The 23,274-nt window shown below is 36.7% G+C and carries 16 protein-coding genes; 7 read left to right on the top strand and 9 right to left on the bottom strand.

Annotation, left to right across the window (positions count from 1 at the left end; all coding sequences use genetic code 11):
- Positions 1-306 precede the first annotated feature (306 nt).
- The 6 genes from AB1422_03115 (at position 307) to AB1422_03090 (ending at position 5,587) form a co-directional block, all read left to right on the top strand.
- Positions 307-567, top strand: a complete 261-nt coding sequence (locus AB1422_03115; GenBank protein MEW6618335.1) for a glycosyltransferase — start codon at positions 307-309, stop codon at positions 565-567.
- Positions 564-998, top strand: coding sequence for an FdtA/QdtA family cupin domain-containing protein (locus tag AB1422_03110; GenBank protein MEW6618334.1), 435 nt, complete (start codon positions 564-566; stop codon positions 996-998). The genes AB1422_03115 and AB1422_03110 overlap by 4 nt, the downstream gene beginning before the upstream one ends.
- Positions 999-1,002: 4 nt before the next feature.
- Entirely contained in the window at positions 1,003-2,433 is a 1,431-nt protein-coding gene (locus tag AB1422_03105) for an NDP-hexose 2,3-dehydratase family protein (GenBank protein MEW6618333.1), read from the top strand.
- A 15-nt stretch (positions 2,434-2,448) separates the two neighbouring features.
- A complete protein-coding gene (locus AB1422_03100; protein ID MEW6618332.1) occupies positions 2,449-3,408 on the top strand; it encodes a Gfo/Idh/MocA family oxidoreductase in 960 nt (319 codons plus the stop codon).
- A gap of 17 nt (positions 3,409-3,425) precedes the next feature.
- Positions 3,426-4,562, top strand: a complete 1,137-nt coding sequence (locus tag AB1422_03095; protein ID MEW6618331.1) for a DegT/DnrJ/EryC1/StrS family aminotransferase — start codon at positions 3,426-3,428, stop codon at positions 4,560-4,562.
- 137 nt (positions 4,563-4,699) lie between these two features.
- Entirely contained in the window at positions 4,700-5,587 is an 888-nt protein-coding gene (locus AB1422_03090; GenBank protein ID MEW6618330.1) for a HepT-like ribonuclease domain-containing protein, read from the top strand.
- Positions 5,588-5,746: 159 nt separating this feature from the next.
- On the opposite strand, the gene AB1422_03085 is transcribed toward AB1422_03090, so the two are convergent.
- From AB1422_03085 to AB1422_03045, 9 genes are all read right to left on the bottom strand, one after another.
- Positions 5,747-6,124: a methylglyoxal synthase gene (locus AB1422_03085; protein ID MEW6618329.1), complete on the bottom strand. Its 378-nt coding sequence runs from the start codon at positions 6,122-6,124 to the stop codon at positions 5,747-5,749.
- Positions 6,125-6,169: 45 nt separating this feature from the next.
- Positions 6,170-7,708 carry a murein biosynthesis integral membrane protein MurJ gene (gene murJ / locus AB1422_03080; GenBank protein ID MEW6618328.1) on the bottom strand — a complete coding sequence of 513 codons (1,539 nt, stop codon included), beginning with the start codon at positions 7,706-7,708 and terminating at the stop codon, positions 6,170-6,172.
- 163 nt (positions 7,709-7,871) lie between these two features.
- A complete protein-coding gene (locus tag AB1422_03075; GenBank protein ID MEW6618327.1) occupies positions 7,872-10,142 on the bottom strand; it encodes a DHHA1 domain-containing protein in 2,271 nt (756 codons plus the stop codon).
- 12 nt (positions 10,143-10,154) lie between these two features.
- Positions 10,155-10,853 (bottom strand): hypothetical protein, encoded by a 699-nt coding sequence (locus AB1422_03070; protein ID MEW6618326.1) that lies wholly within the window; start codon positions 10,851-10,853, stop codon positions 10,155-10,157.
- Between the two features lie 131 nt (positions 10,854-10,984).
- A complete protein-coding gene (gene pbpC / locus AB1422_03065) occupies positions 10,985-13,234 on the bottom strand; it encodes a penicillin-binding protein 1C (GenBank protein ID MEW6618325.1) in 2,250 nt (749 codons plus the stop codon).
- Positions 13,231-13,803, bottom strand: coding sequence for a four helix bundle suffix domain-containing protein (locus AB1422_03060; protein ID MEW6618324.1), 573 nt, complete (start codon positions 13,801-13,803; stop codon positions 13,231-13,233). The genes pbpC and AB1422_03060 overlap by 4 nt, the downstream gene beginning before the upstream one ends.
- 55 nt (positions 13,804-13,858) lie before the next feature.
- The gene (locus AB1422_03055; protein MEW6618323.1) at positions 13,859-19,225 is read right to left on the bottom strand and encodes an MG2 domain-containing protein; all 5,367 of its coding nucleotides are present in this window, start codon (positions 19,223-19,225) and stop codon (positions 13,859-13,861) included.
- 99 nt (positions 19,226-19,324) lie between these two features.
- Positions 19,325-20,302, bottom strand: a complete 978-nt coding sequence (gene mltG, locus AB1422_03050) for an endolytic transglycosylase MltG (protein ID MEW6618322.1) — start codon at positions 20,300-20,302, stop codon at positions 19,325-19,327.
- 58 nt (positions 20,303-20,360) lie between these two features.
- Positions 20,361-20,606, bottom strand: coding sequence for a GxxExxY protein (locus tag AB1422_03045; protein MEW6618321.1), 246 nt, complete (start codon positions 20,604-20,606; stop codon positions 20,361-20,363).
- A 93-nt stretch (positions 20,607-20,699) separates the two neighbouring features.
- Here AB1422_03045 and AB1422_03040 point away from each other — a divergent pair, with 93 nt between their 5' ends.
- Positions 20,700-23,021, top strand: coding sequence for a tetratricopeptide repeat protein (locus tag AB1422_03040; GenBank protein MEW6618320.1), 2,322 nt, complete (start codon positions 20,700-20,702; stop codon positions 23,019-23,021).
- Positions 23,022-23,274 lie beyond the last annotated feature (253 nt).

Genomic DNA, 23,274 nt, shown 5'->3' with positions numbered 1-23,274 from the left:
TAAAATATAGTATTATTATAATTTAGGGTTCTGCAAAATAGGATTTGGGGGAGACAACAAATAAATATTAAATATCAAATATAAATATCAAAATGCAAAATTACAAATCAAATTTCAAATTGGTAATATCTTTGCTTCAAGTATTTTAACGCTGAAAGGAAAGAGATAATTTTACATTTTGAGTAACTATTCACCACGAAGAACACGAAGGACACGAAGAAAATTAGATGGTCTCTGAAATTAACCACAAAGTACACAAAGAAATAAAGGGAAAAATTTATTCTCTCAAAAATCTTTGACTCTTTTGTGAAACTCTTTGTGATCTTTAATATTGGCAGTGTCCCAACGGTAATTAAAGATGGAGAAAAGGGTATTCTTGTGCCCAAAGGAGATATCAAGAGCCTAAGTGAAAGTATAATCAGGATAGAGCAGGATTCTAAATTAAAGAAAAAGATTGAAGAAGAAGGAAGAAAAACAGCAGTAAGAGAGTTTAGTTTGGAAAGTATGGCTGAAGGCACAATCAAAGTATATGAAAAGGTATTAGAAATTGGTAATCAGATGATATGAATTTAGAAATAGTTGATTGGATTAAATTTCAGGATGTTAGAGATGAAAGAGGTCGTTTGACTGCTATTGAGGGTGAAGAGCATATTCCTTTCCAAATTGCCAGGGTATTTTATGTTCATCAGGTAGTATTAGGTGTAGCCAGGGGTGGCCACGCTCATAGAGATACAGATCAGGTATTAATTGGCATACATGGCTCGTTGAAGGTGGATGTGTCAGATGGAGAGGAGGTTAAGACATTTTTGCTTGATGACTCTGGAAAAGGAATTTATGTGCCAAGGATGCTCTGGATACATATGTATAACTTTAGCCCGGATGGTGTTTGTCTTATACTTGCCAATACTAAATATGATATGTCAAAATCGATAAGGACATGGGAAGAATATCTTAAAGTTAAAGGATTGCCATGGCGGGAGGAACCAAAAGGTAGATAGTGATATGGTTTCAAAAAAAAGATGGGAAAAAGAATTCCTGAAATCCGCTCTTGTCAAGGAGGGTATTTTAAAGCTATCGGAATTCTTTAGATGGTTAGAAAATCGTTGTCAGGCCAACACTTTTTTAGTTGAGAAAACCTCATTGAATAAATTAAAAGGCTGGTATTTTGAAAAAGATACCGGTAATCTTGTGCATGAGAGTGGGAAATTTTTCCGTATTGAAGGGATAGATGTCCAAACAAATTTTGGGCATACCAGTCACTGGATGCAACCAATTATCAATCAGCCAGAAATCGGAATATTAGGGTTTTTAGTAAAAAAAATAAATGGAGTAGTGCATTTTCTTGTTCAGGCTAAAATGGAGCCCGGAAATGTGAATTTGGTGCAAATATCACCAACCGTGCAGGCAACGCGAAGTAATTTTACCCAGGTTCACGGTGGTTCCAGACCAAAATACTTAGATTATTTTTTGGATAGAAAAAATAATAAATTTTTGATTGACCAGTTGCAGTCTGAGCAAGGCTCGCGGTTTTTATGCAAGCGTAATCGCAATATGATTGTTGAAATTCAGGAAGATGAAGATATTGAAGTATATGATGATTTCTGCTGGCTGACATTAGGACAATTATTTGAATTACTCAAGATAGATAATTTGATTAATATGGATTCTCGCACTGTCCTATCCTGCATACGGTTCGATGACAATGAAGACAACTTGAATTATTTACTCAAGAATAGAGATAAACTTTCTTTTGACCAGGCTGTTTTGTTATCATCATTAAGAAATGAACCCGAGGCGGTGAATGACTTTGATAACATTGTCAGCTGGTTCACTCATATGAAAACACATTATGAACTGAAAATTTCTCGAATTGCTCTTAATCAAGTAAAAGGATGGCAAAATGACGGAAATGTTATTCGAGCAGAGAATGGGAAATACTTTTCCATCATCGGGGTAGCGGTTAAAGCAAGTAATCGTGAGGTGCAAGGTTGGGAACAACCTTTAATTGAATCCGCCAAAGGAGGGATTTTATGTTTTATTTGCCAGAAAAAAAATGGTATTCTGCATTTCCTTATTCAAGGAAGGGTTGAACCAGGCAATTTTGATTGCCTTGAAATGGCTCCAACCCTACAATGCACTCCCTCTAATTATGAGCAGACAAATCTTTTTCCGCCATTTTATGATTTTGTTGTTAATGCTAGACCAGACCAGATACGCTACAGTGCCCTACAATCTGAAGAAGGCGGAAGGTTTTACCATGACCAGAACCGTTATCTTGTTATTGAAGCTGATGAAGATGAGGAATTAAAACTACCTGACAATTATGTCTGGATGACCATCCATCAGATAAAAGGATTTATTAGATTTAATAATTATTTGAACATAGAAGCAAGGGGGTTGTTATCTTGTTTGTCTGTCCAATCAAGCCAGTAAGGAAAGGGAGATAGAATGGAAATACTTATCATCGGTTATTCATCAATAGCCAGGCGAAGGGTAATACCTGCTTTATTGTCTTTGAAGAATATTGAAAAAATCCATCTGGCAACACGACAAAATCCAATTGAGAATATAATTCCTTTGGAAAAGCGTGGTGATGTTTATCACGATTATGGAGAGGCAATTTCTAAATACAGGGGTGAGTTGGTTTATGTGTCTTTGCCCAATAGTATGCATGCAGAATGGATAAGGCAAGCATTAAATAAAAGGTTCCATGTGATGGTGGATAAACCAGCAGTTATTAATCTGGCTGATGCGGAGAATATGGTGGAGTATGCACAAAGAAACAAGTTGTGCCTGGCTGAGGCAAATGTGTGGTCATATCATCCTCTGACAAAGATACTGCGAAAAATGATTAGTGAGGATAATAAGCCTCTTTTATCCATAACAGCAACATTTACCTCTCCACCTTTAGAACCAAACAATTTCCGTTACAATCCAGAATTAGGTAGTGGTATAATCCTTGATCGAGGGTCTTATGCCGTTAGCTGTAGCAGAATATTTTTTGGTAAAAAGCCGATTGAAATTATCTCAAGGATAACTTCATCCAATATGAATGGAGTTGATACTTCATTTAGTCTGATGATGATTTATGACTCTGGTTCTGTTCTGCAAGGATTTTTCAGTCTGGAGGCAGAATATAAAAATAGTATCTCTTGTATAGGACAATCTTATTACTTTGAGACAGAACGAATATTTACGCCACCTGCGGATATTGAATTAGTTATTAATGTCAAAAGAGGCAATAGAACTCAACAACTTACAATTGAGAAGGGTGATTCATTTGCTTTATTTATTGATGATGTGCTAACATCGATAAAGAATAATTCGTTTCAACGATTTGCCAAAATACTGCTGGAAGATGCACAACTATTAGAAATCATAAGAAATCTTCCACATAAGGCTATGTGACATAATTGGAGATCAATATGGCGATTAAAGTATGGGATTATTTAGATGAATATAAGGCAGAGAAAGAAGACATTTTTGATGCCATAGAGAAGGTTTTCAGCTCAGGTCAGTTAATATTAGGACCAAGTGTCAAAAATTTTGAATTTGCCTTTGCACAATATTGTAATGTCAAGTATGGTGTGGGTGTGGATAATGCCACCAATGGTTTATTCCTTGCTATGAAGGCACTTGGCATTGGCAGTGGCGATGAAGTGATAACTGTATCCAATACCGCTGTCCCAACCGTAGCGGCAATAGCCGCTACCGGAGCAAAAGCACGCTTCGTTGACATTAAACCAGAAACATACCTGATGGATGTCGAACAATTAGAATCAGTCATCACCGAGAAAACCAAATGTTTATTGCCTGTCCATCTTTTTGGTCAGTGTGTTGATATGGATTCCTTGTTGACCATGGCTAAAAAATACAATCTTTATGTCATAGAGGATTGTTCACAAAGCCATGGTGCTACTTATAAAGGACGCAAGGCAGGTTCGATGGGTGATTTAGGTGTTTTTTCCTTTTACCCAACCAAACCTTTAGGTGGATATGGAGATGGTGGCATGGTTATGACAAACAATGATGCATTGAATGCTAAATTGAGAAGGTTACGATTTTATGGTATGGAAAATGTTTATTATTCTGAAGAAGATGGCTATAATTCACGCCTCGATGAAGTTCATGCTGAAATTTTACTGCGTAAGTTGAAACGATTGGATGACTATATTGCTATGAGACAAGCTTTATCTAATCGCTATGATAAAATACTTGCCTCTACATCACTAACACTTCCAAAGATAGAAAAAGGCAATACGCATGTCTATTATGTTTATGTTTGTCGGCATTCAAATCGTGATGATATTATCAAGGAATTAGCCAAACGCGAGATATTTGTTAATATCAGCTATCCCTGGCCAATTCATATTATGCGGGGCTATAGTTATCTTGGATATAGTGAAGGAGATTTGCCCGAAACAGAAAAAGCAGCTAAGGAAATTTTCTCATTACCTATGTATCCCAGACTAAAATATGACCAGCAGGATAAAGTCTGCCTGGCAATAAGTGAGATTTTGCAGGAAAATATAGCATTCCCAACCGCTGTGAGGTCGGATTGACACCACTTGTGGTGTCATGACTGCACAAGTGTTGTCAATCCCGATGTGTGGCGTGATACCAGTTGTCCGTGTTTAGAGTGTTTGAATGCCTGCAGACGCTAAACACATACCCAGTATAGAAATTAGTTCCAATGATTATGAAGATAGATTTAAATGAATGGATTAAAGTTATTCAAGGATATTCTTCAACAAAGGGTGAAGTCGTCGCCGTTTATTTATTTGGCTCTATCTTAGTATCTCAAGACCTGACACAGGTTGAAGATGTAGATATTGCGTTTTTTCTTGAAGGTGGTGAGTCGGTTAATACCTTTACAAAGGCGATTGAATTAAACACCGACCTTTCTCAAGTGCTGAATTTCGATAAATTCGATGTGGTAATTTTAAATAATGCCCCATTACCCTTTAGATATGATATTATTACGAAAGGCAGGGTTATCTATTCTAAAGATGATGAGTTGCGGCGAGAATTTGAGGATTTATCAACAAAAAAATATTTTAAGTTTAAACCTTATTTAGAACATTACGATAAATATCTGGAATCACGATTAACCAGGAAAGGAGAAAATATGTTTAACAAAGAAATAGTTTTCCAACGAGCAAATATCTGTGAGAGTGCGTTAAAGAAATTAAATAAATTAAAAGAACTTCCAGAGACTATCTTTTTAACCGATGCCCAGAATATCGCTTTAGCCGAACATTACTTGCGAATAAGTATTGATTCATTAGTTGACCTTGCCACTCATATTATTGCGGTCAAAGGATTAGGAAGACCTGGCAGTTCTAAAGATATAATTAATTATTTAGTTCAATCTGAGGTAATACCCCAGGAATTTACCAGGACGACTTTGAAGTTGATAAAGTTACGCGATAGGCTAATTCATTTATACTGGGAAGTAGAATCTCCAGAAATATACGAGGTGGTGCAAAAGGAACTCTTGAATATTCTCAGTCTTCTTAATTACCTCTTAAAATATGTGGAAAAAGAATCAATCCCGGAAGAAGAGATTGAAATTAAGGCAGAATAAATCAGGGTGGAAAGATTTAAGCAGGTGTTTGTTTCTAAAGAGGCATTGGAATATCCAATGACACACATTCTCTTGCAGAGATTCGCACCCGATAAAATCGCCGATGTCTTCGTGTTCTTCGTGCTCTTCGTGGTGAATAGTTACTATTTTTGTATGGAACTAATTAAGTAATGGTGAAGAAATGATGTAGTCAGCCGTTGTCCGATTACAGGCAACAGGGATGTTGTAAAGCACGGCGATGCGTAGTAATGCCTTTACATCGACATCATGGGGTTGAGGAGTGAGAGGGTCCCAGAAAAATATAAGCATATTCACCTTCCCTTCGACAATCATTGTTGCTATTTGAGAATCACCGCCAAGGGGACCACTTTGTAATAAATGGACTTTTAGGTCAACATTCTTTATCATTTCTTCCCCAGTTGTTTTAGTAGCATACAAGATAAATTTTTCAAGTGTGCCTTTATTAAATTTTGCCCATTCAAGTAAATCTTTTTTCTTAGAATCATGGGCAACAAGGACAATTGTTTTTTCTTCCATTTATATTCCCTCCTGTCAAAAATTTCGTTTTATAATACTTACTGATTACTTTTTTCTAACCATTTTCCAAACATCATCAACCTCCTTTATCTTTAGCCATTTACAACTTAAAAATAAAACGATTAATCCACCTATTATACCGATTATCACCTGATAAAAAAGGCCTATATCTATTTTCAGGATAATCCCGCAGAAAAATCCCATCATCGATGAGGCAAGTAAGACATTAAAGAGGAATATAAGTATTTCTTTTAATCCGATGGGCCCAATTTTTTGTCTTAAGCTTATCAATAATAAACCAGCATTTAAAAATCCAGATAAAGAAAGGCTTAAAGTTAATCCGCCTTGCTCTAATGGTTTCATTAATAAAAGGCTGAAGATAACATTGGCTATCACTGAGATTATGCCTATTTTTAGCGGTGTCCAGGTATCATGTTGGGCATAGAAGGCTGGGACAATAACCTTCAAGCTCGAAAAGCCTAATAGCCCAAAGGCATAAAAGAACAAGGCTAAATAAGTTATATTAGTAGCAGTAATGTCAAATTCCCCATGTTGAAACAAAAGTTCGATAATCGGTCTTCCTAAAACCATTAAGCCGATAGTTGGCGGCAAGGAGGTTAAGATTACCATTTTCAAGCCAAAACGAAGACTCTCTTTTACTCCCTGTAAATTACCTTCAACTACCTGTCTGGACATAGTTGGAAACAGGACGGTTCCGATAGCTATCCCGAATATTGCCAATGGAAAATGAACCAATCTATTGGCATAAAATAATGAAGAAATACTCCCAAAAATCAGGAAAGAGGCTAATAAATTAGAGATAAAGATATTAAATTGAGTAACCGCGGCGCCAAGTGCCCGTGGTAACATCAAACGAATTACCTCACGAACTCCAGGATGGAAAAAGTCTATGATTAACCGATATTCCATCCGTTCTTTAATCAAAGGTGGGATTTGGATTAACAACTGAATCAAACCACCAATTAAAAGTCCAATACTTAACCCAACAATTGATAGTTCGCCAAACAAAGGACATAGAAAAAGGATTGCCAGGATTAAACAAATGTTTAATATGGCTGGGGCAAATGCCGGTAAGGTAAAATGTTGAATTGAATTAAGAATCCCCATGACTAACGCCGCAAGACAAATAAAAATAGTAAAAGGAAATGTTATACGGGTAAGGAGCACGGTCAAAGTAAAAACATCTTTGCCAACGAAACCAGGGGCAATTATGCTAATAATTAAAGGAGACAGGATGATACCAGACAAGGTAATTAATATGGAGATAATGAGCAGGGCATTGATAATCAGATTGGCTAACTGCCAGGCTTGTTCTCTCCCTTTTGTCTTCAAATATTCAGTAAAAACAGGGATAAATGCGGCACTTAATGCCCCTTCACCAAGTAATTCCCGCAAGGTATTAGGTATTCGCCATGAGGTAAAAAAGGCATCTGAAACTAAACCTGCCCCAAACCTATCTGCAATTAAGACATCTCGAATATAACCCACAATCCGTGAGGTAAATGTGCCAAAACTTACGATACCAATAAATTTAGTTATCCTTTTTTGACTATCTTTAACCATACATCCTTCCTAATTTCGTAGTGTGCTGTTGAGTAAGTGTTGCACGGGGTATCATCAGATTTCATAACCTGCAAACGGATAATTGGTAACTGGTAACTGGTAATTGCTTAAATAGATTCGTCGTGAGCTCAACCGAACGGTATTTAATTACCAGTTACCAGAATCAAATTCCGTGCGTTATTTGTTCAACATGACACTTAGCATGTTCCAACTCATCCTCTTTAGTCTTCAGTTTCCCATTTAATTTAGCCGATAAAACCTTATCAAATATTTCTTTATAAACAGGGCCTGGTTCAATTCCTAATTTTTTAAGGTCATCCCCGCTTATACTGAGTTTTACCTTGCTTAATTCCGTCAAGAAAAAAACTATCTGCTTTTTTATACAAGAGGCTATTTCTTTGTTTTCAAACGCATCTACCTTAGCCATAATAAATACAAGAACCTCTAAAGGAATTCCTGTTAGCCGATTATAAAGTGCAGCAGGGGAGGGGTCTCTATATCTTTTCAGGAAATCTATTAAAAGTTGAGATTCCTCTTTATCTGTAATAACTGTTTTTTGTTGAATCTTAGTAAATTTAAGGTGGTGCATAAATTCTGATGCCTCTTCTTTACTTAATCCATCAATCAAACCTAATAGATAAATTAACCATTTATCTATAGGTTTATGTTCAATGATAACTTCAAGATAGAATAAGGTATGGGTAATTTTTTTAAAAAGTAATGATTGGTTTCTCCCGGTTTGTAGTAAGGGATAGATATACTTAAGAATATTTAGTTCTTGCAATTGGAGAAAAGCGGAATCTGGATTATCATCCTTTAGAATAAGGATAAGTTCATTGCGGAGCCGTTGTTTTGCCAGCCGTAAAAACAGGTCTTTGGTCGCTGATTTAATAATTAAGTTTTTTGTGTTGTCGGATAGTTTGAAATTCCCTCGAGAGGTAAATCTTATAGCGCGAAAGATTCTGGTTGGGTCATCAATAAAACTTTTATCATGAAGGATTTCAATTAATCCTTCTTTCAGGTCTTTTTCTCCACCAACAAAATCTATTAAATTCCCAAAATATGTTGGGTTAAGCTGAATGGCGAGGGCATTTATCGTAAAATCTCGTCTTAAAATGTCATCATAAATTCCTCCTGTAGTTACTCTCGGTAATGCGGCTGGCTGGTCATAAACCTCTTTTCGAGCAGTAGCAATATCTATTTTGAACCCATCCGGAAACACCACCGCAGCGGTTTTAAATCTTTCATGGCTTTTATAACTTCCTGCAATCCTTTGACTTAACTCTCTGGCAAATTCAATCCCATTCCCTTCAACGACAATATCAAGGTCAAATGTTGCCTTACCTAATAAAAGGTCTCGGACAATTCCGCCCACCACATACACATTCATTTTAAGTCCATCACCTATTTTCCCGAGTAATTTTAATATGTTCTGGATTGGTTCCGGGAGGTTTTTTCTCATTAAATGTTTAATATTATGCGGATAAAGTTGGATTGGAGGAGAAGTTGTTTCTTTGGTTGGAATTAATTTTAGGTGTAATATTTCCAATAGTTTTTGTTCAACTGCCTCTAAACTTAATTCTCTAATCGTAGCGGAGGCGGCAGTTTTATGTCCTCCACCACCGATTAATGAGAGAATTTCAGCCACATCTACTTTGTTTGTGCGACTTCTGGCAATTAACTGAACCCTTCCCTCCATACCAATAATGCAAAATAATACCTCTAAGGATTCCATATTCATTATCTTATGGGCAAGCACGGCTAAGTCTCCAACATATTTATCTATAACAACTTTGGCGATAACTATATTTGTCTGGTCAATTTGATATACCTTTTGTGAGGATATGAGGTCATTAAGGATAAAAAGCTGGTCCACAGTAAGTTCCTTTTCAAGTAACCTGGCAATTATGGTTAAATCTGCACCACAAGAAATAAGATATTCTATGGCAGAAATATCTGCGGTGGTAGTCGTAGAGAAGGTGAGAGAACCTGTATCTTCATAAATCCCTAAAGCGGCAATTGTTGCCTCAATTGGACTAATGGTAATATTTTGTTCTTTAATCTTCTCTAAAATAATTGATACAGTGGCGCCAAGTTCTTTTATCTCCATCAGTTCACCTTTAATATCTCCTTCTTGTGCAGGATGATGGTCATAGATATAAATTGGTATCTGGCCATCAGTGAGGATTTCAAATTTCCCAATGCGGGAAGATTGACGGGTATCAACTAAAATAAGTTTTGTGACTTGCTCTAATTTAATATGTTTAGATTTCTTAAGATTAAAGCCATGAGGATACTCATCTAAGAAATTCCGGACATTCTGTTCACAAGAGCCAGGCAGAACAAGTTGAGCGTCTGGATAAAGTTTAGCGGCTAATATCAGACTGGCTAAGGCATCAAAGTCTGTATTGGTATGGGTAACTATAATTTCCATCAATTACCTCTTTTATCCAATTGTATCTATTCGACTATACCCTTTTTCCGTCCTGGTTATTGTTGATTCAGCATAAAAATCCTGATTTTTTAAACCTGGATTAGCTAAACAATTTATGTTGGGAAATGGGAAGCCGACATTTTCTAAATCAGTTAATAATCCTTGCAGGTTCTCCTCAACAAATTCCTTAATATTTTTATCTTCAACTATTATTTGATAATAAGATAAATCTCCCTGGCGAGTTATTTTGACTAAAACTTTACCTAACTCAGACATCTCCAGAAGAATATCTACTGCCTCATATTTAGATTTTAGTCCTTTAGAAGAGATTTCTTCATCTGTGTCAAATGTTTTGACACAGAGATTATTTATCCCCAGAGAAGATAAATTCGAGGTGGTAAAAAATAAATAGTTTGTATCTGGAGATTTTATCTTTTCAGAAACAGGTAAATTGCTTTTGTTTTGTGATGGGAGTAATTTGAACACAATTCTTGGTTCAATGCTTTTTACTTCTACCTGGATTCTATCGTATTTATTTAATATAAGTGGACTTCTTGCTCGAAAAGTAAATCCAGCGAGTTTAAAAAGATAGGTTTTATTTTCTAATACCTCATCTACTGTTCCTTCAAGAACCTCGCCAACTTTTATTTGTGGGGCTAACTTAAAATCAAGTAGTTTCTGGTCAATAATTTGTAAAGGAATGATGTTCATTTGTATTTTATAATAATATATAATTTTATTGATGTCAAGGAAAATTTCGCTATATGATTCAAGGTAAAAATAGTAGAGCAGTGAAGACCAAAAACTGAGGACCAATTTCGCAAATCCGCAATCCAAAATTCCTATGGTTCTGCTTCAACATTTATCTTGATTATCCTATTTTCTCCCTTATCGTCATAAACTACAATCTTCATCCTCCCCCAAATTGGTTCTATTTGAAAAACCTCGCCGGATTTTGTCTTCCCTCTGTATTTATCATTTATAAACCACTGAATATCTCCGCAGGAATTAAATGCCTGAAGTGGTATAAAATTTGCATCTCTAACCCCTTTGGGAATAAAATATATTTCACCATCCACCGGACTAATAACATTAAGATTGCTTTTTTCAACTACCCTACATTCTGGTGGAAATTGTGGTTCTTTATTTCCTTTTAAGACTTTTTGCACGGAGGCTGGATAAACAAGGAAAATCTTTTCTGTGAGTTCGCCTGGTTTATATTCCTTAAATGGTGATGCCCTGAATCCTGTTTTTTTCTCAATGATAAATTTTTTATGGAATGGGCATTCAACATAAGGATGGTTATTTTTCAGGACAGAAACCTCTTTTTTTTCAAAACAATATGGAGAAGGTTTATATCCAGAAAACTTACATACATAAGCCGTTTCTAAATCAGTTTTTGCTGGTTCTTCCCAGAAGAATTTTTTATCTTTTTCATCACCTATTGCCCTTATTATATCAAACATAATGGGGGAGGCAATTAAGGCACCAATTAGCTTATCCGAGCCCTCTCCACTAAAATTTCCAACCCACACACCAACCGTGTAATCACAGTCAAAACCAAGACTCCAGCCATCCCTTCTTCCATAAGATGTCCCTGTTTTCCAATAAACCTTTTTCTTTGGGATGGTGTATAAAGCAAGATTTGGTGCATCTGGCCTATCCCTCTTTGAAAGGGCATTTAATCCTAATAGAACTGCTGGAGGTTTAAAGAGAAGTTTTTCTTTTTTTGTTGGTGTATCCTCTAAGAGCCTCCATTCATTATGGAAGCCACCCCTTGATAGGGTGAGGTATAGATTTGTCAGGTCAATGAGGCGAATATCCATCCCACCTGTAATGATAGGAAGTCCATAAGAGGATGGTGATAATGGTCCAACAAGCCCTCCTTCAGAAATCCTATTTAAAAATTTTTGGTAGCCATATCGTTTTAACATAAGGATAAAAGGAAGGTTTAGAGAAAAGGAGAGGCTATCTTCTGCTGTGGCTAAACCAAGAAATTGCCTGGAGAAATTTTCAGGTTCGTAATTTTCAAATCTATAGGGTGCATCCTCCATAAGAGTTTCGGGGTTGATAAGTCCATCTTCAATTGCCATAATATAAAGGAATGGCTTAAGTGCTGAACCAGGTGAACGAAAGGCATAAAATCCTCTGACCTGCCCTCTATTTTCTTTATCAAAATAGTCAAGAGAGCCAATAAGTGCCCTAATCTTTCTTGTCTTATTCTCCATCACCACCACACTTGCATTTGATGCACCCATTTCTTCTATTTTTTTCTTATAAGAAGACAGGATATTTTCAACCTTTTTCTGGATATTGGTATCAATTGTAGAATGAATATCATTAAGTTGAGGAAATCTACTTACCAAAAAATCACAGGTATGTGGTGCTTCGAATGGAAAGGGTATTTTCTTAGAAGGAAAGGAGGATACCCTGGCTAAATCATACTCCCTTTTGCTAATAAGTTTTTTACTTAACATAATCTTTAATACCTTTTGGGGAGAGGATTTATGAGGGCGTTGAGGTAGGGAGACAAGAAAGGCTACTTCTGCGGGCGTGAGATTATCAGGTAGCCTTCCATAGTAAGATATACTTGCCGCACCAATGCCTTCGATATTGCCTCCATAAGGTGCAAGATTGAGGTAAAGTTCGAGTATTTTATCTTTGGAGAAATGTAGTTCGAGTTGAAATGCCCTGAATATCTCAATAAGTTTATTTTTTATAGTGCGTGGTTTTGGTTCAAGGATTCTTGCAAGTTGCATAGTTATTGTTGAGCCACCTTGTGTAATCCTCTTTGCCTTTATATTTTTATAAAATGCCCTAAAGAAAGAAACAGGGTTTATGCCAGGGTGTCTGTAAAAAAACTTATCTTCATAGGTAATGGTTGTTTGGACAAAAAGTGGGGAAATAGCAGATTTTGGCAGAAATATTCGATATTTTTCATCCGTAGAAAGGAAAATACGCAAGACCTTTCCATCAGAAGCCCTGACAATCTTTGAGTATGAGCAATTGAGCTTTTGGGGAAGGGGGAAAAAGAGTAAAAAGAGAATAAGACTTATAGGACATAGAAGACTTATAAGACCTATTTTTTTCATTTTTTCTCCTGGCGTTTTTGTGAACGCATGCGGTAAAGCCTTTCTGTGAACCCGCCTTCTTCCAGGAATTCTTTTTCTAACGCTCTTAATTGTTGGTCGAGCAGGTAGTTTGTCTGGTGAATCAGGCAAATTACTGTGTTTGCCGCAACATCAGGAGGAGAAAATTCAATATAGGTCTTATAAGTCATATATGACTTATTCTTCTCATAAACCAGTCCTCTGATCTTTTTCGCCTGCGGGTCATCTTTAGTCCAGAGTGGCAAGCCTTTCTGTCGCAGGAAATCCTGATAGTCAATCAGCAATTCCTCAAGGCTTGCCCGTGCAATGCCGACAAGTTTAAGTTCGATTTTCCTGGAGGTGCCAGAAGCCATACTGCCTTCAGCAATGTTCTGTTTGCCAGAGCGCGCCGCCTGCACCATCTGGTCAGTAGTGCGTGAACGACTATCAACAAATCGTTTGCAGAATACCGTCGTGGCATCGAACACTATCTCCGCCATCTGGTAACTCTGTAAGTTTCGGTAACCACCGTGAGCAGGAATAAGTTGTCCAGAATCATTTGGGGGAACCATAATTATTATACTCCTTTATATGTCTTATATGTCCTATATGTCCTATTTCCCCGTCCTATCTCTCTATCTCAAATCTTCCTGCGGCAGTATTTGCCCTTACCTCCGGGTCATACATTGCCATTGCCTGTGCGGGTGGGAAGAAGAAAATCCCAGGTGTGGTTACCCTTACCTGGATGTAATAAAAATGAGGTTCTTTTGCAGTCCTTCCAAATATTATTGCCCGATCATCCCTTATATCAACATAATTTGGCATCCAGAGATTTTCTTTTTCAGATGCCCAATTTGGAAGGCTATCTTTGGTAAGTCTTGGATTTTCTATCTCAAAACCAGCAGGGATAGGAAGTTCAACTGCCACATTATCATAACAATTATCCGACCAGACCTTCAATTCTACTATAGCCTGCTTTCCGCAAGATGATGAGGTAATCTCCCTTCCATAGTAATCAAACACCTTTCTTTCAATAGATATATTCTTTGAATACGGTTCAAATGTCCTCTTTTCACTACAAAAGCCAGTATTTTCTATGTTTAAGAAAAGGGATGTATCTGATTTTGTCTTTAAGATTACATCCTTCTCTCCTGGATTTTTAAGTATCCATAATAAACCATACTTTTCCTTCTTTGGCAATAAAATCTTTTTATTCATTTCAATTTCCCCAGAAAATTCTCCTCTCTGTCTTCTCTCGACATACCTTCCGAGGGCAACAAGTCCCCAGGCAAGCTCCTGAGTTGTGTACCAGTAACTTTCTCTATGGGAAAGGTTAGTTATAAGTTCATTAACCAATCTGTTTTCTAATCCTGAATTTGACATCATATCATTAACCACATAAAGTCTCATCCCCAATTGTTGTAAGGAACTGTAGAAATCATCGTAGTATCTTCTTATATTTTCTGGTGGTGTTTTGAGGGACTCTTGTAAAAATTCTTTCGCCTTCCCTACCTTCCCAATTTGGTGTAGGCTTGCGGCTATCCAGAGAAGGTCTTTTGAGGAAAACTCCTTTTTGTCTCCTTGTGCCATAAGTCTATCTACGGCATCAGGCTTTTTCTTAAGCAGACCACCCTTTGCCAGAACATAAAATCTATATCCATTCTTATCATCAATCCTATCAAGCCATGATAAGAGGGAAGAAATAATACTCTCAGGAACAAGAAAGCCACTTGCTTTTGCCTCAAGAAGAACAAAGCAAGCATAGGCATTTGAATATGGTGATGCCTCACTATCTTCCCCTGGCCAGAAAGAAAGGGCACCTGAGATTGTCTGCATAGAAATAAGCCTTCTTATTCCATGATTGACCATATCGACATATTTTTCCTTTGATATATCTGGTGCAATAATGGGCAGGAGTGAAGAAAGCCTTAAAAGAACCAGAAGTGATGTAGATGTCTGCTCAATACAGCCATAAGGATAGCCAATGGCATACTTCGCATGAGAAAGTCTTGACATACCGGGACAAGATGAGAGAACAATCTTACTTGTATGTGCCCTTGGATACCAATTTTTAAGATAGGGTGTCAAATCTACGGATTGATTGGGTTTAATATCAACATAGTCAGACTGGGTAAGATATGGCACATCCGGGTATAATGGAATGACAAAATCTTCCTGATAGGTTTCTGTCCTGGATTTTGCCTTTATTTTTATTGATATTGCCCCAGGCACATCATCTGCTTTGCCATTAAACCAGAGTGTTCTTTTTTCATTAGCAGAGAGGAAAAGGTCAATTCCGTTCGGATTGACACAAGCACCACTTGCCGCAATAGAAATATCAACCCTTTCTTCTTTCTTTGTTGTATTTATTAAAGTGATTGGGAATGAGAATGTATCGTTTGAAGACATAAATCTGGGTATAGTTGGTGAAATAATCACATTGCTTTTTACTACAACTCCTTTTTCCGCTGAAGAAAAACTATCCTTTCCCACTGCCACAGCCATTACTCGAAGTTTTCCATTATACTGAGGAATCTTTACTTTATAAATAACATTTCCATCCTTGTCGCTCTCCTGTATTTTACTCCAAAAAGAGACTATTCTGGCAAATCTTGCCTCTGGAAACTCCTTTTCACGAGCCATAAATCCGCCACCTGGTCTTTCCATAAATTTCTTTACAAGCCAACCAAATGATTCACAAGAATTGATGCAAAGTCTTAAATTCCGCAGGATGCCTTCGTAAGGGTCTGGGGTTTTGAAATCTGTTATTTGAAGTATGCCTTCATCAACAACCGCAATCGTTGCCTTAAATTTCTCTTGAGCCTTTACTTTGATAAGGAGTTCTGTCTGAGGTTTCATTTGAGATACTGACTCAATATCTAATGCCAATTTAAGTTCTTTCGGTCTGATTTTTACCCTGCAAACACCAAATGCCCGCTGGACTAAATAGTTTTCACCCGACCTGACCAATAAACCTGTAACATAAACAGTTGAGACCCCTTTTGGTGCATTAAATGACCAATTAGCTATCTTCCCCTTTGCCTCTTGAAAAGAGGATTCATATACTTTATCCAACTCAACCGTCCAGAGGATATTTCCTTCAAATGGTAAAGATGCTGAAACCTTGACCTCTTCTCCTACATCATATTCCTTCTTATCCAGCCTTAAAGAAAGAACCTCAGGGGATTCTGTCGTTTCTTCATCTTCACCCCACCACCAACCCCAGCCACAGACTTTTGTTTGGGATAAAACATCATTATCTTCATTGCCAACCTCTATCAGGTAATCAGCCCATGATGTTTTTGCTGTAAATGAAAAGGCAAACTTACCATCACTTGTAGAAAGAATCTTCTTTTGTGTTACTGGAATTTTATTAAGTATTGCCTTCCAATTGTCATCGTCCCAATATCTATAGCTATAGTGATAAGAGAGTCTGAATATCTGGTAATACAATGTAGTCTTTTTCTGATAAAAATCTCCTTTGGGTTTCAAGAGAACACCAGAGACATTGCAGGGTTTATTCTCTATTATTCTCGTTACATCGGGATTTATCCCAATATAAAATGGCTTGGTGTAAATTTCTTTTGTTATCCTTTTTCTGGTAACCCTTCCACTTCCTCCCTCTTCAACCTCAACATTTCCGATAAATAGAATCGGGTTATTAAATTTAACCTCTGGAGGGATACAAACATCTACACTTGCCTCTCCTTTTTCATCAAGATTTCCTTCATCAATTGCCTCTTCATAAACAGGTGGTTTTTCTTTTTCCAAATAGACTGGTCCAAAGGAATAGTTAAGATATCCAGAGGATTTGAATGGTGTCTCTTCAAACCTTGCCTTACCGTGGTATTCTTCATTATCAGCAGGAGCACCAAAAAGGTATTCTGCGGCTATCTTTAAAGGAAATGGTTTATATGGGTCAAATGCCCCTTTGGGTAAAGAGAGATTGACTCTCATTCTTTCAGGAACAAAACATTCAACAAATATACCTGTGGTATAGAGTGTCTTATCTCCTGCTATAAGCTCGATGATATATTTACCTGTAGGAGATGAGGCAGATGTAGGAATGACAAAGGTGCAAAGTCCATATTCATCAGTTTTCCCGGATAAGGAAAGGAAGTTATTGCCCTTTGGGTCTCTTATGTTTATCTTGACAGGTATAGATACACCTTTGAATGAATTTCTTTCCCTGACCAGAACGCCAACATTGGCAGTTTCTCCTGGTCTGTAGAGTTCCCGCTCAGGATAGATATAGGCGAGGTATGGTATTTCAGGGTCTTCACCTTGAATGTCGTATTCTGATAGAGGGATAGACAACCCGGGAATGTATAAATATGTCCATTCATCACCCTTTTTGGCAAAGATGATGTAAGGTTGTCTTTCCTCTTTTGGGGAAGATATATGGCATTTACCATCGGCATCGGTCGTCCCTTTTCCGAAGACAAAATTCTTTGAAGTCCTTACCTCAATATCAACATTATCCTCAGGCTTGAGGTTTGATGAATTGAAGCACCAGACCTGGAGGTCTTTCTTAAACCACTTTGCCACAATGGATAAATCAGAAAGGACAACAATAATATTATCCTCCACATACTTTCCCTCTACACTGCGAGTTCTTACAAGATATGTTCCTGGCTGTGTATCCTTTAGATAGTCCTTGAGGTTTATCCATAATATGCCATCTTTTTCAACAGAAATAGGACTATCTTTGATAACCTCTTCGCCCAAATCCCAGAAATAATCTGTGCGACTCCAATTTCTCAAGTGCCAAAACAGGGTATTCTCGGGAGGGAGATAGACTACATCAAGGTTTAGTTTTTTTATACCTGTTACCTTTAAAGGAAGATTCCAGTTTCCTGTTTTTCCAAAATGTCTTCCCGAATAGATGAATTGAAGTTTTCGCTTCTTTTCTGGAGTGGTAAATGTGCAGGTATATTCCTCCTTAAGCAGGCTTCCTTTTTTACTCCTTATCCCTGGTCTTAAGGTAATTGTATATTCTTTTTGAGGTAGAAAATTAGAGGATAAAATATAGATTCTATTTCTTGAGGTGGTAATATCAAGAGGAATTTCTGGGGTTATATTTATAAAATGCGAGATATTCTTCTCATCTATCACCAGGTCAATATTCTTCTCAACATCCGATGCCGCAGAAAATACCACCAGATACCCATCATCTGCTTCTTCAATTCTATGCTCGGTTATGGACATCGTTATTGGGCTTACAGGAATCTTTGCCTGGATATTATTCTTTAAAAAGAAACCGGATGTGCAGGGAAGACCTTTCTTTAAAACAATAGAGAACTCATCCGCTTTCTCTATGATTGGCAGAGAGAAAATGACCTCATTAGGTTTTCCCTGAACTTTTTCTATCGCTGATGGTGTTATCCTTTTTCCCTTTGAATTGTGAATCTCAAGATATTGCGTTATCTTCTCTAATACTGGTTCGAAGGTAAAGTCTAATAAAATTCTGGGTTTCTGGTTTTCATAAGAGCTAAGAAAGATTTGGGCGGTAAAACCTGGTGTAGTAAAACTAAACTTTTGGTGAGGGATTGCTTTTGGAATAGTTAGAGGGATGCTATATATTTCTACTTCATATTTTGTTTCAGGCTTGAGGTTTTCCAGAAAAGAGGCTTGAAATATCCACTCATTTATCCATGTTCCAGAGGTTTTTATCTTTGGCTCTATCTTTATAGAATTGGAGATATCCTCTATCTTCAACCCAGATGCCTCTGCATATCCTTCTTCAAAGTAAAATGTAATCTCTTTGGGAAATTCCTTGAGGAGTCCTTCAGGCTGCATAGTTATCTGAAACTCTTTTTTAACTGGTTTTCGTTGAAATGGTAGGGGGATTTTTATTGATTTTATCTTTTCGACTAAAGGGATTGGTTTTTCTTTTATTAAGAATAGAGATACTCCAAAGAGAGCAATAATAATTAAGGATAAGGTTAGAATTTTATGTTGTTTGATTTTTTCCCAAATCTGTTTCCAAAACATTTTGAATCCTCCTTATTGTAAGTAGTTATTCCCATTATGTTTTAATAATACCAGATTTCTCTTTTTGTGTCAAGGTTTTTTTTGTAATTTTAGGATTTTTTAAGAGTGATTATTAGTGCAATTTGTCCTATTGTTTTTATAAAAAATATGCTCACTGCCGGTTTTTGAGAAGGTATGACTTCCATCACCATTTGAAACAAAATAGAGATAATCTACATCTGCAGGATTTAGGGCGGCTTTAATGGCCGTCATACCAGGATTGCAGATTGGGCCCTGCGGCAGGCCAGGTTGAAGATAAGTATTATAAGGTGATGGTATTTTTGTGTCTTCAGTAGAAAGCCACTCTTTTCGCTCTCCTGAGGCATATAAAACAGTGGCACAAGATTCCAAAGGCATTCCCATCTTTAGACGATTTTGAAAAACAGCCGAAATAATGGGGTATTCCTTTTTAATCTTTGCTTCTTTTTCAATAATTGAAGCAAGGGTGATAATCTTATGAATCGACTCATCTTTAATCTCTTTTTTTACCACTTCATTAAATCTTGTTACCATTAGAGAAATTATTTCTTCTTCATCCATTCCCTTATGCAAAAAATATGTATCCGGGAATAGATAACCCTCTAAACTGGACGAATTTATAGAAAACTTATCCATAAAGGTTGGGTCATAGCAAAGATTGAGGAATTTATATTTATTGGCAAAGCCATTTTTTTCTAATAGATTGGCTATATCTTTTAATGTATAGCCTTCAGGGATAATGAGCCGATGAATTATTCTCTTTCCTCTCTTTAGCCTTTCAATAATCTCGGTCATCTTCATCCTATTATTTAATTCATACTCACCCGCCTTAAATCTCTTGCTTGCCCCAGAAATTTTTGCCAGAATAAGAAATACAGTTTGATTCTTAATTATTCCTTCTTCTTCCAGATTCTTTGCAATATTCTTTGCCGAGACACCTTTTGGTATAACAATTGTTCGGGCAACAAGGATTCTGTCTTCTGTTTTAAGCAGGAATAATATCAGCAGGGATAATACAATAAGGATTAAAGAGACAATAACTATTTTTTTTCTTTTCATATTTGGTTTAAAATATTGGTAACTATTCACCACGAAGAGCACGAAGGGCAGGGAGATGTTACAGAACAAATCTCTTTATGCCTTTATACTCAACAGACAAAGGAGACTGTAGTTTGAATGATATCCCTGAAAGATTCATCTCTCTGGACAAGCATTGTTCGTAAGTGGATTCAAGCAAACCTGGCCCAAGAGTTCGATGCACCGCTATAGCGCATCCAATGACTCTATTCGATAATTCATCAAATTTCACTTCGTGCTCTCCGTGCCCTTCGTGGTGAATAGTTACCAAAATTCTATTATACATTATCACCTTTGTCTAAGAATGTCAAGAAAAATTGCGAGTGGTAATATGAATTATATTGACAATACTTAATATTCCGAGTATACTTATAAAACAATGAGCAAGAAGTCGAAAAAGAATTTTGATTATTATAATCTAATCGTAGAAATTAACTTAATGCTACTTATCATTTCAGTTCCCTGGTTTATTGACTTGAGATTAAGTGGAGTAATGATAGGCAAATTAGCCTTGATGCACCTTTTCTCTGGAATTATCCTTTTAACCTGGTTAGTAAAGTTTTTCCTGTCTAAACAGATTAAATTCTTTCAGACTAAATTTGACCTGCCACTTTTTGCTTTTCTTGTCGTGAGTATTGCCGCCACTATATCCTCTAAAAATCCTTATTTAAGCCTGGTTGGTGCCTATTATCGCTATGAAGGATTGATTACCTTTATTAATTATCTTTTTCTGTTTTATGTTGTGGTAAACTTCTTAAATCAGGATTCTATTTATCGAATATTAAATATAACTGTTTTTACAGGTGGTTTAATCGGTTTTTATGGATTAATGCAACATCTAAACCGTGATTTAGTGGGATGGGGTGCCTATGATGCCAATCGTGTCTTCTCAACTTTTGGTAATCCTGTTTATTTAGGTGCTTATACCGCTACTTTAGTTCCTATTGCCTTTGCTTTATGTTTGCAGGAACTAAAGATCCAAAAAAAACCAGCGATTAAGATTAAAAATATCGCGGATAAAATTAAACAGTTAACTCAATTCCCTGTCACCATTTCTATCAAAATTAGTCCCTGGTTTTACGGAATGTGTTTAGCTCTTATTTTAGCCGGTTTATGTTTAAGTAAGGGACGAGGGGCATCTATTGGATGTGGGCTTTCAATGATTGCTTTTCTGTGCTTATCCCTGGTAATAAAACATATCTTTATCACAAAAAAGGTAATTATTCCCTTAAGCATTCTTATAGTTGTAGCTGGATATTTCAATCTTAAACCTGAAACCTCTTCATTTGGAAGAATCTTACAAATGGTTAATGAGGCTGTTAAGGTAGATGAAGAGATGCCTACGACTTCTATTGAGACAGAATTTACCAGAAGATTGAGAGCCAGTGGAGGGGCGAGACCCATTATGTGGCGAGATTCATTTAGAATTATTAAGGATTATCCCCTGCTCGGTATCGGTCCAGAGACATTTGGACTTATCTATCCACAATATCGCTCTTTAGAACTTATTCTGACCGAAGGAGGACAATATGGGAGGCCGGACCGAGTTCATAATGATATTATAGATTTAACCTTAGCAAAAGGACTTTTAGGATTAGGGGCATACTTGTGGATGCTGATTATCTTCTTCGGGCTCTGCCTGAAAGGGGCTTTTGCGGTAAATAAAGAAAATAGGCTTGTGAACATAGGTCTTTTTTGTGCGGGGGTAGGTTATTTTGTTCAGAGTCAATCCTGTTTCTGGATAATTCCCAGCACATCTATTTTTTTTATCTTCTGTGGTGTTGTGGCAAGGCTTAATAGTCAAGAGGGGACAGCATCTATTTCCCTGCCTGAAATCCCCAGATGGATTAAGTTAGTTATCTTCATAATTATTATTCTCCCAATGATTGCTATCACCAGGTTCACGATTAATATTTATTCTGCCGACATTGAATTTAAACAAGGCAGAGACCTTTATTTTGGAGGGGCAGTAGTTGATTCCATCCCAGGATTTGAAAAGGCATTACTCTTAAATCCTTATGAAAGGCATTATTACGAACATATCTTACATGCATATTTAGATACCACTCAAACTTTTAAAGAAAATATTAAAAAGGCAATTGAAGCCGGGGAAAAGATTACAAAAATTTACCCCGAAGATACTATTTTCCATAACTTACTTGGTGTTGCTTATAGCCAGGATGACCAAATAGATAAGACTATTTCCGAGTATCAAAAGGTATTGGAATTTGACCCGTTTTTTACCGATGTCCGGGGTAAATTAGGGACAATCTATATAAGCCAAAAGAAATATGATAAGGCAATCAAACTGTTTAAACAAGGATTAGAAGTAAATCCTGAATGTGGTTTATCTCTTGATAATCTATCTAAAATATACACTCTCCAGGGTAAGACAGAACAGACAAAGGCACTGCTTAAAAAACTTATCACGACAAACCCGGATAATTTTGAGGCACATAATAATCTTGCCCGAATTTACTATGATGAAAAGAATATCACGGAAGTAATTAAGGAATGTCAGGAGATGATTCGGATTGCCCCTCAAAATATAGAGCCGCGTAAAAATCTTGGCTCTATCTATTTTCAACAAAGACGATTTCAAGAGGCATATTTAGAGTTTACGAAAGTATTAGAGATAGACCCAAATAATGCCTATGCTAAAAATTTAATTCGGATGATTGAGGAACAGAAAAAGAAGTAATCATCTATCGGTGGTCGGTAATATGTTTTTTACTTTCAATTTATCACTTTTTTCAAAAATCTATTGACCTGGATGAAGATTTATGGTATATTCTCTTTATATTGCCAAAAGGATAATGAAAATAAATGAAAAATCTTCTTCTAATTACTTTTGATTTTCCTCCCTCAGGAAGAAGTAGCACAATGAGGGTGTTAAATTTTTCTAAATATTTGCCTGAATATAACTGGAGGACGGTCATATTAACTATAAAAGA

Source organism: bacterium (genome assembly GCA_040757115.1).
Lineage (GTDB): Bacteria > UBA9089 > CG2-30-40-21 > CG2-30-40-21 > SBAY01 > JBFLXS01.
The sequence above is the reverse complement of the archived record's forward strand: the minus strand, read 5'-3'. Positions and strand labels throughout refer to the sequence as shown.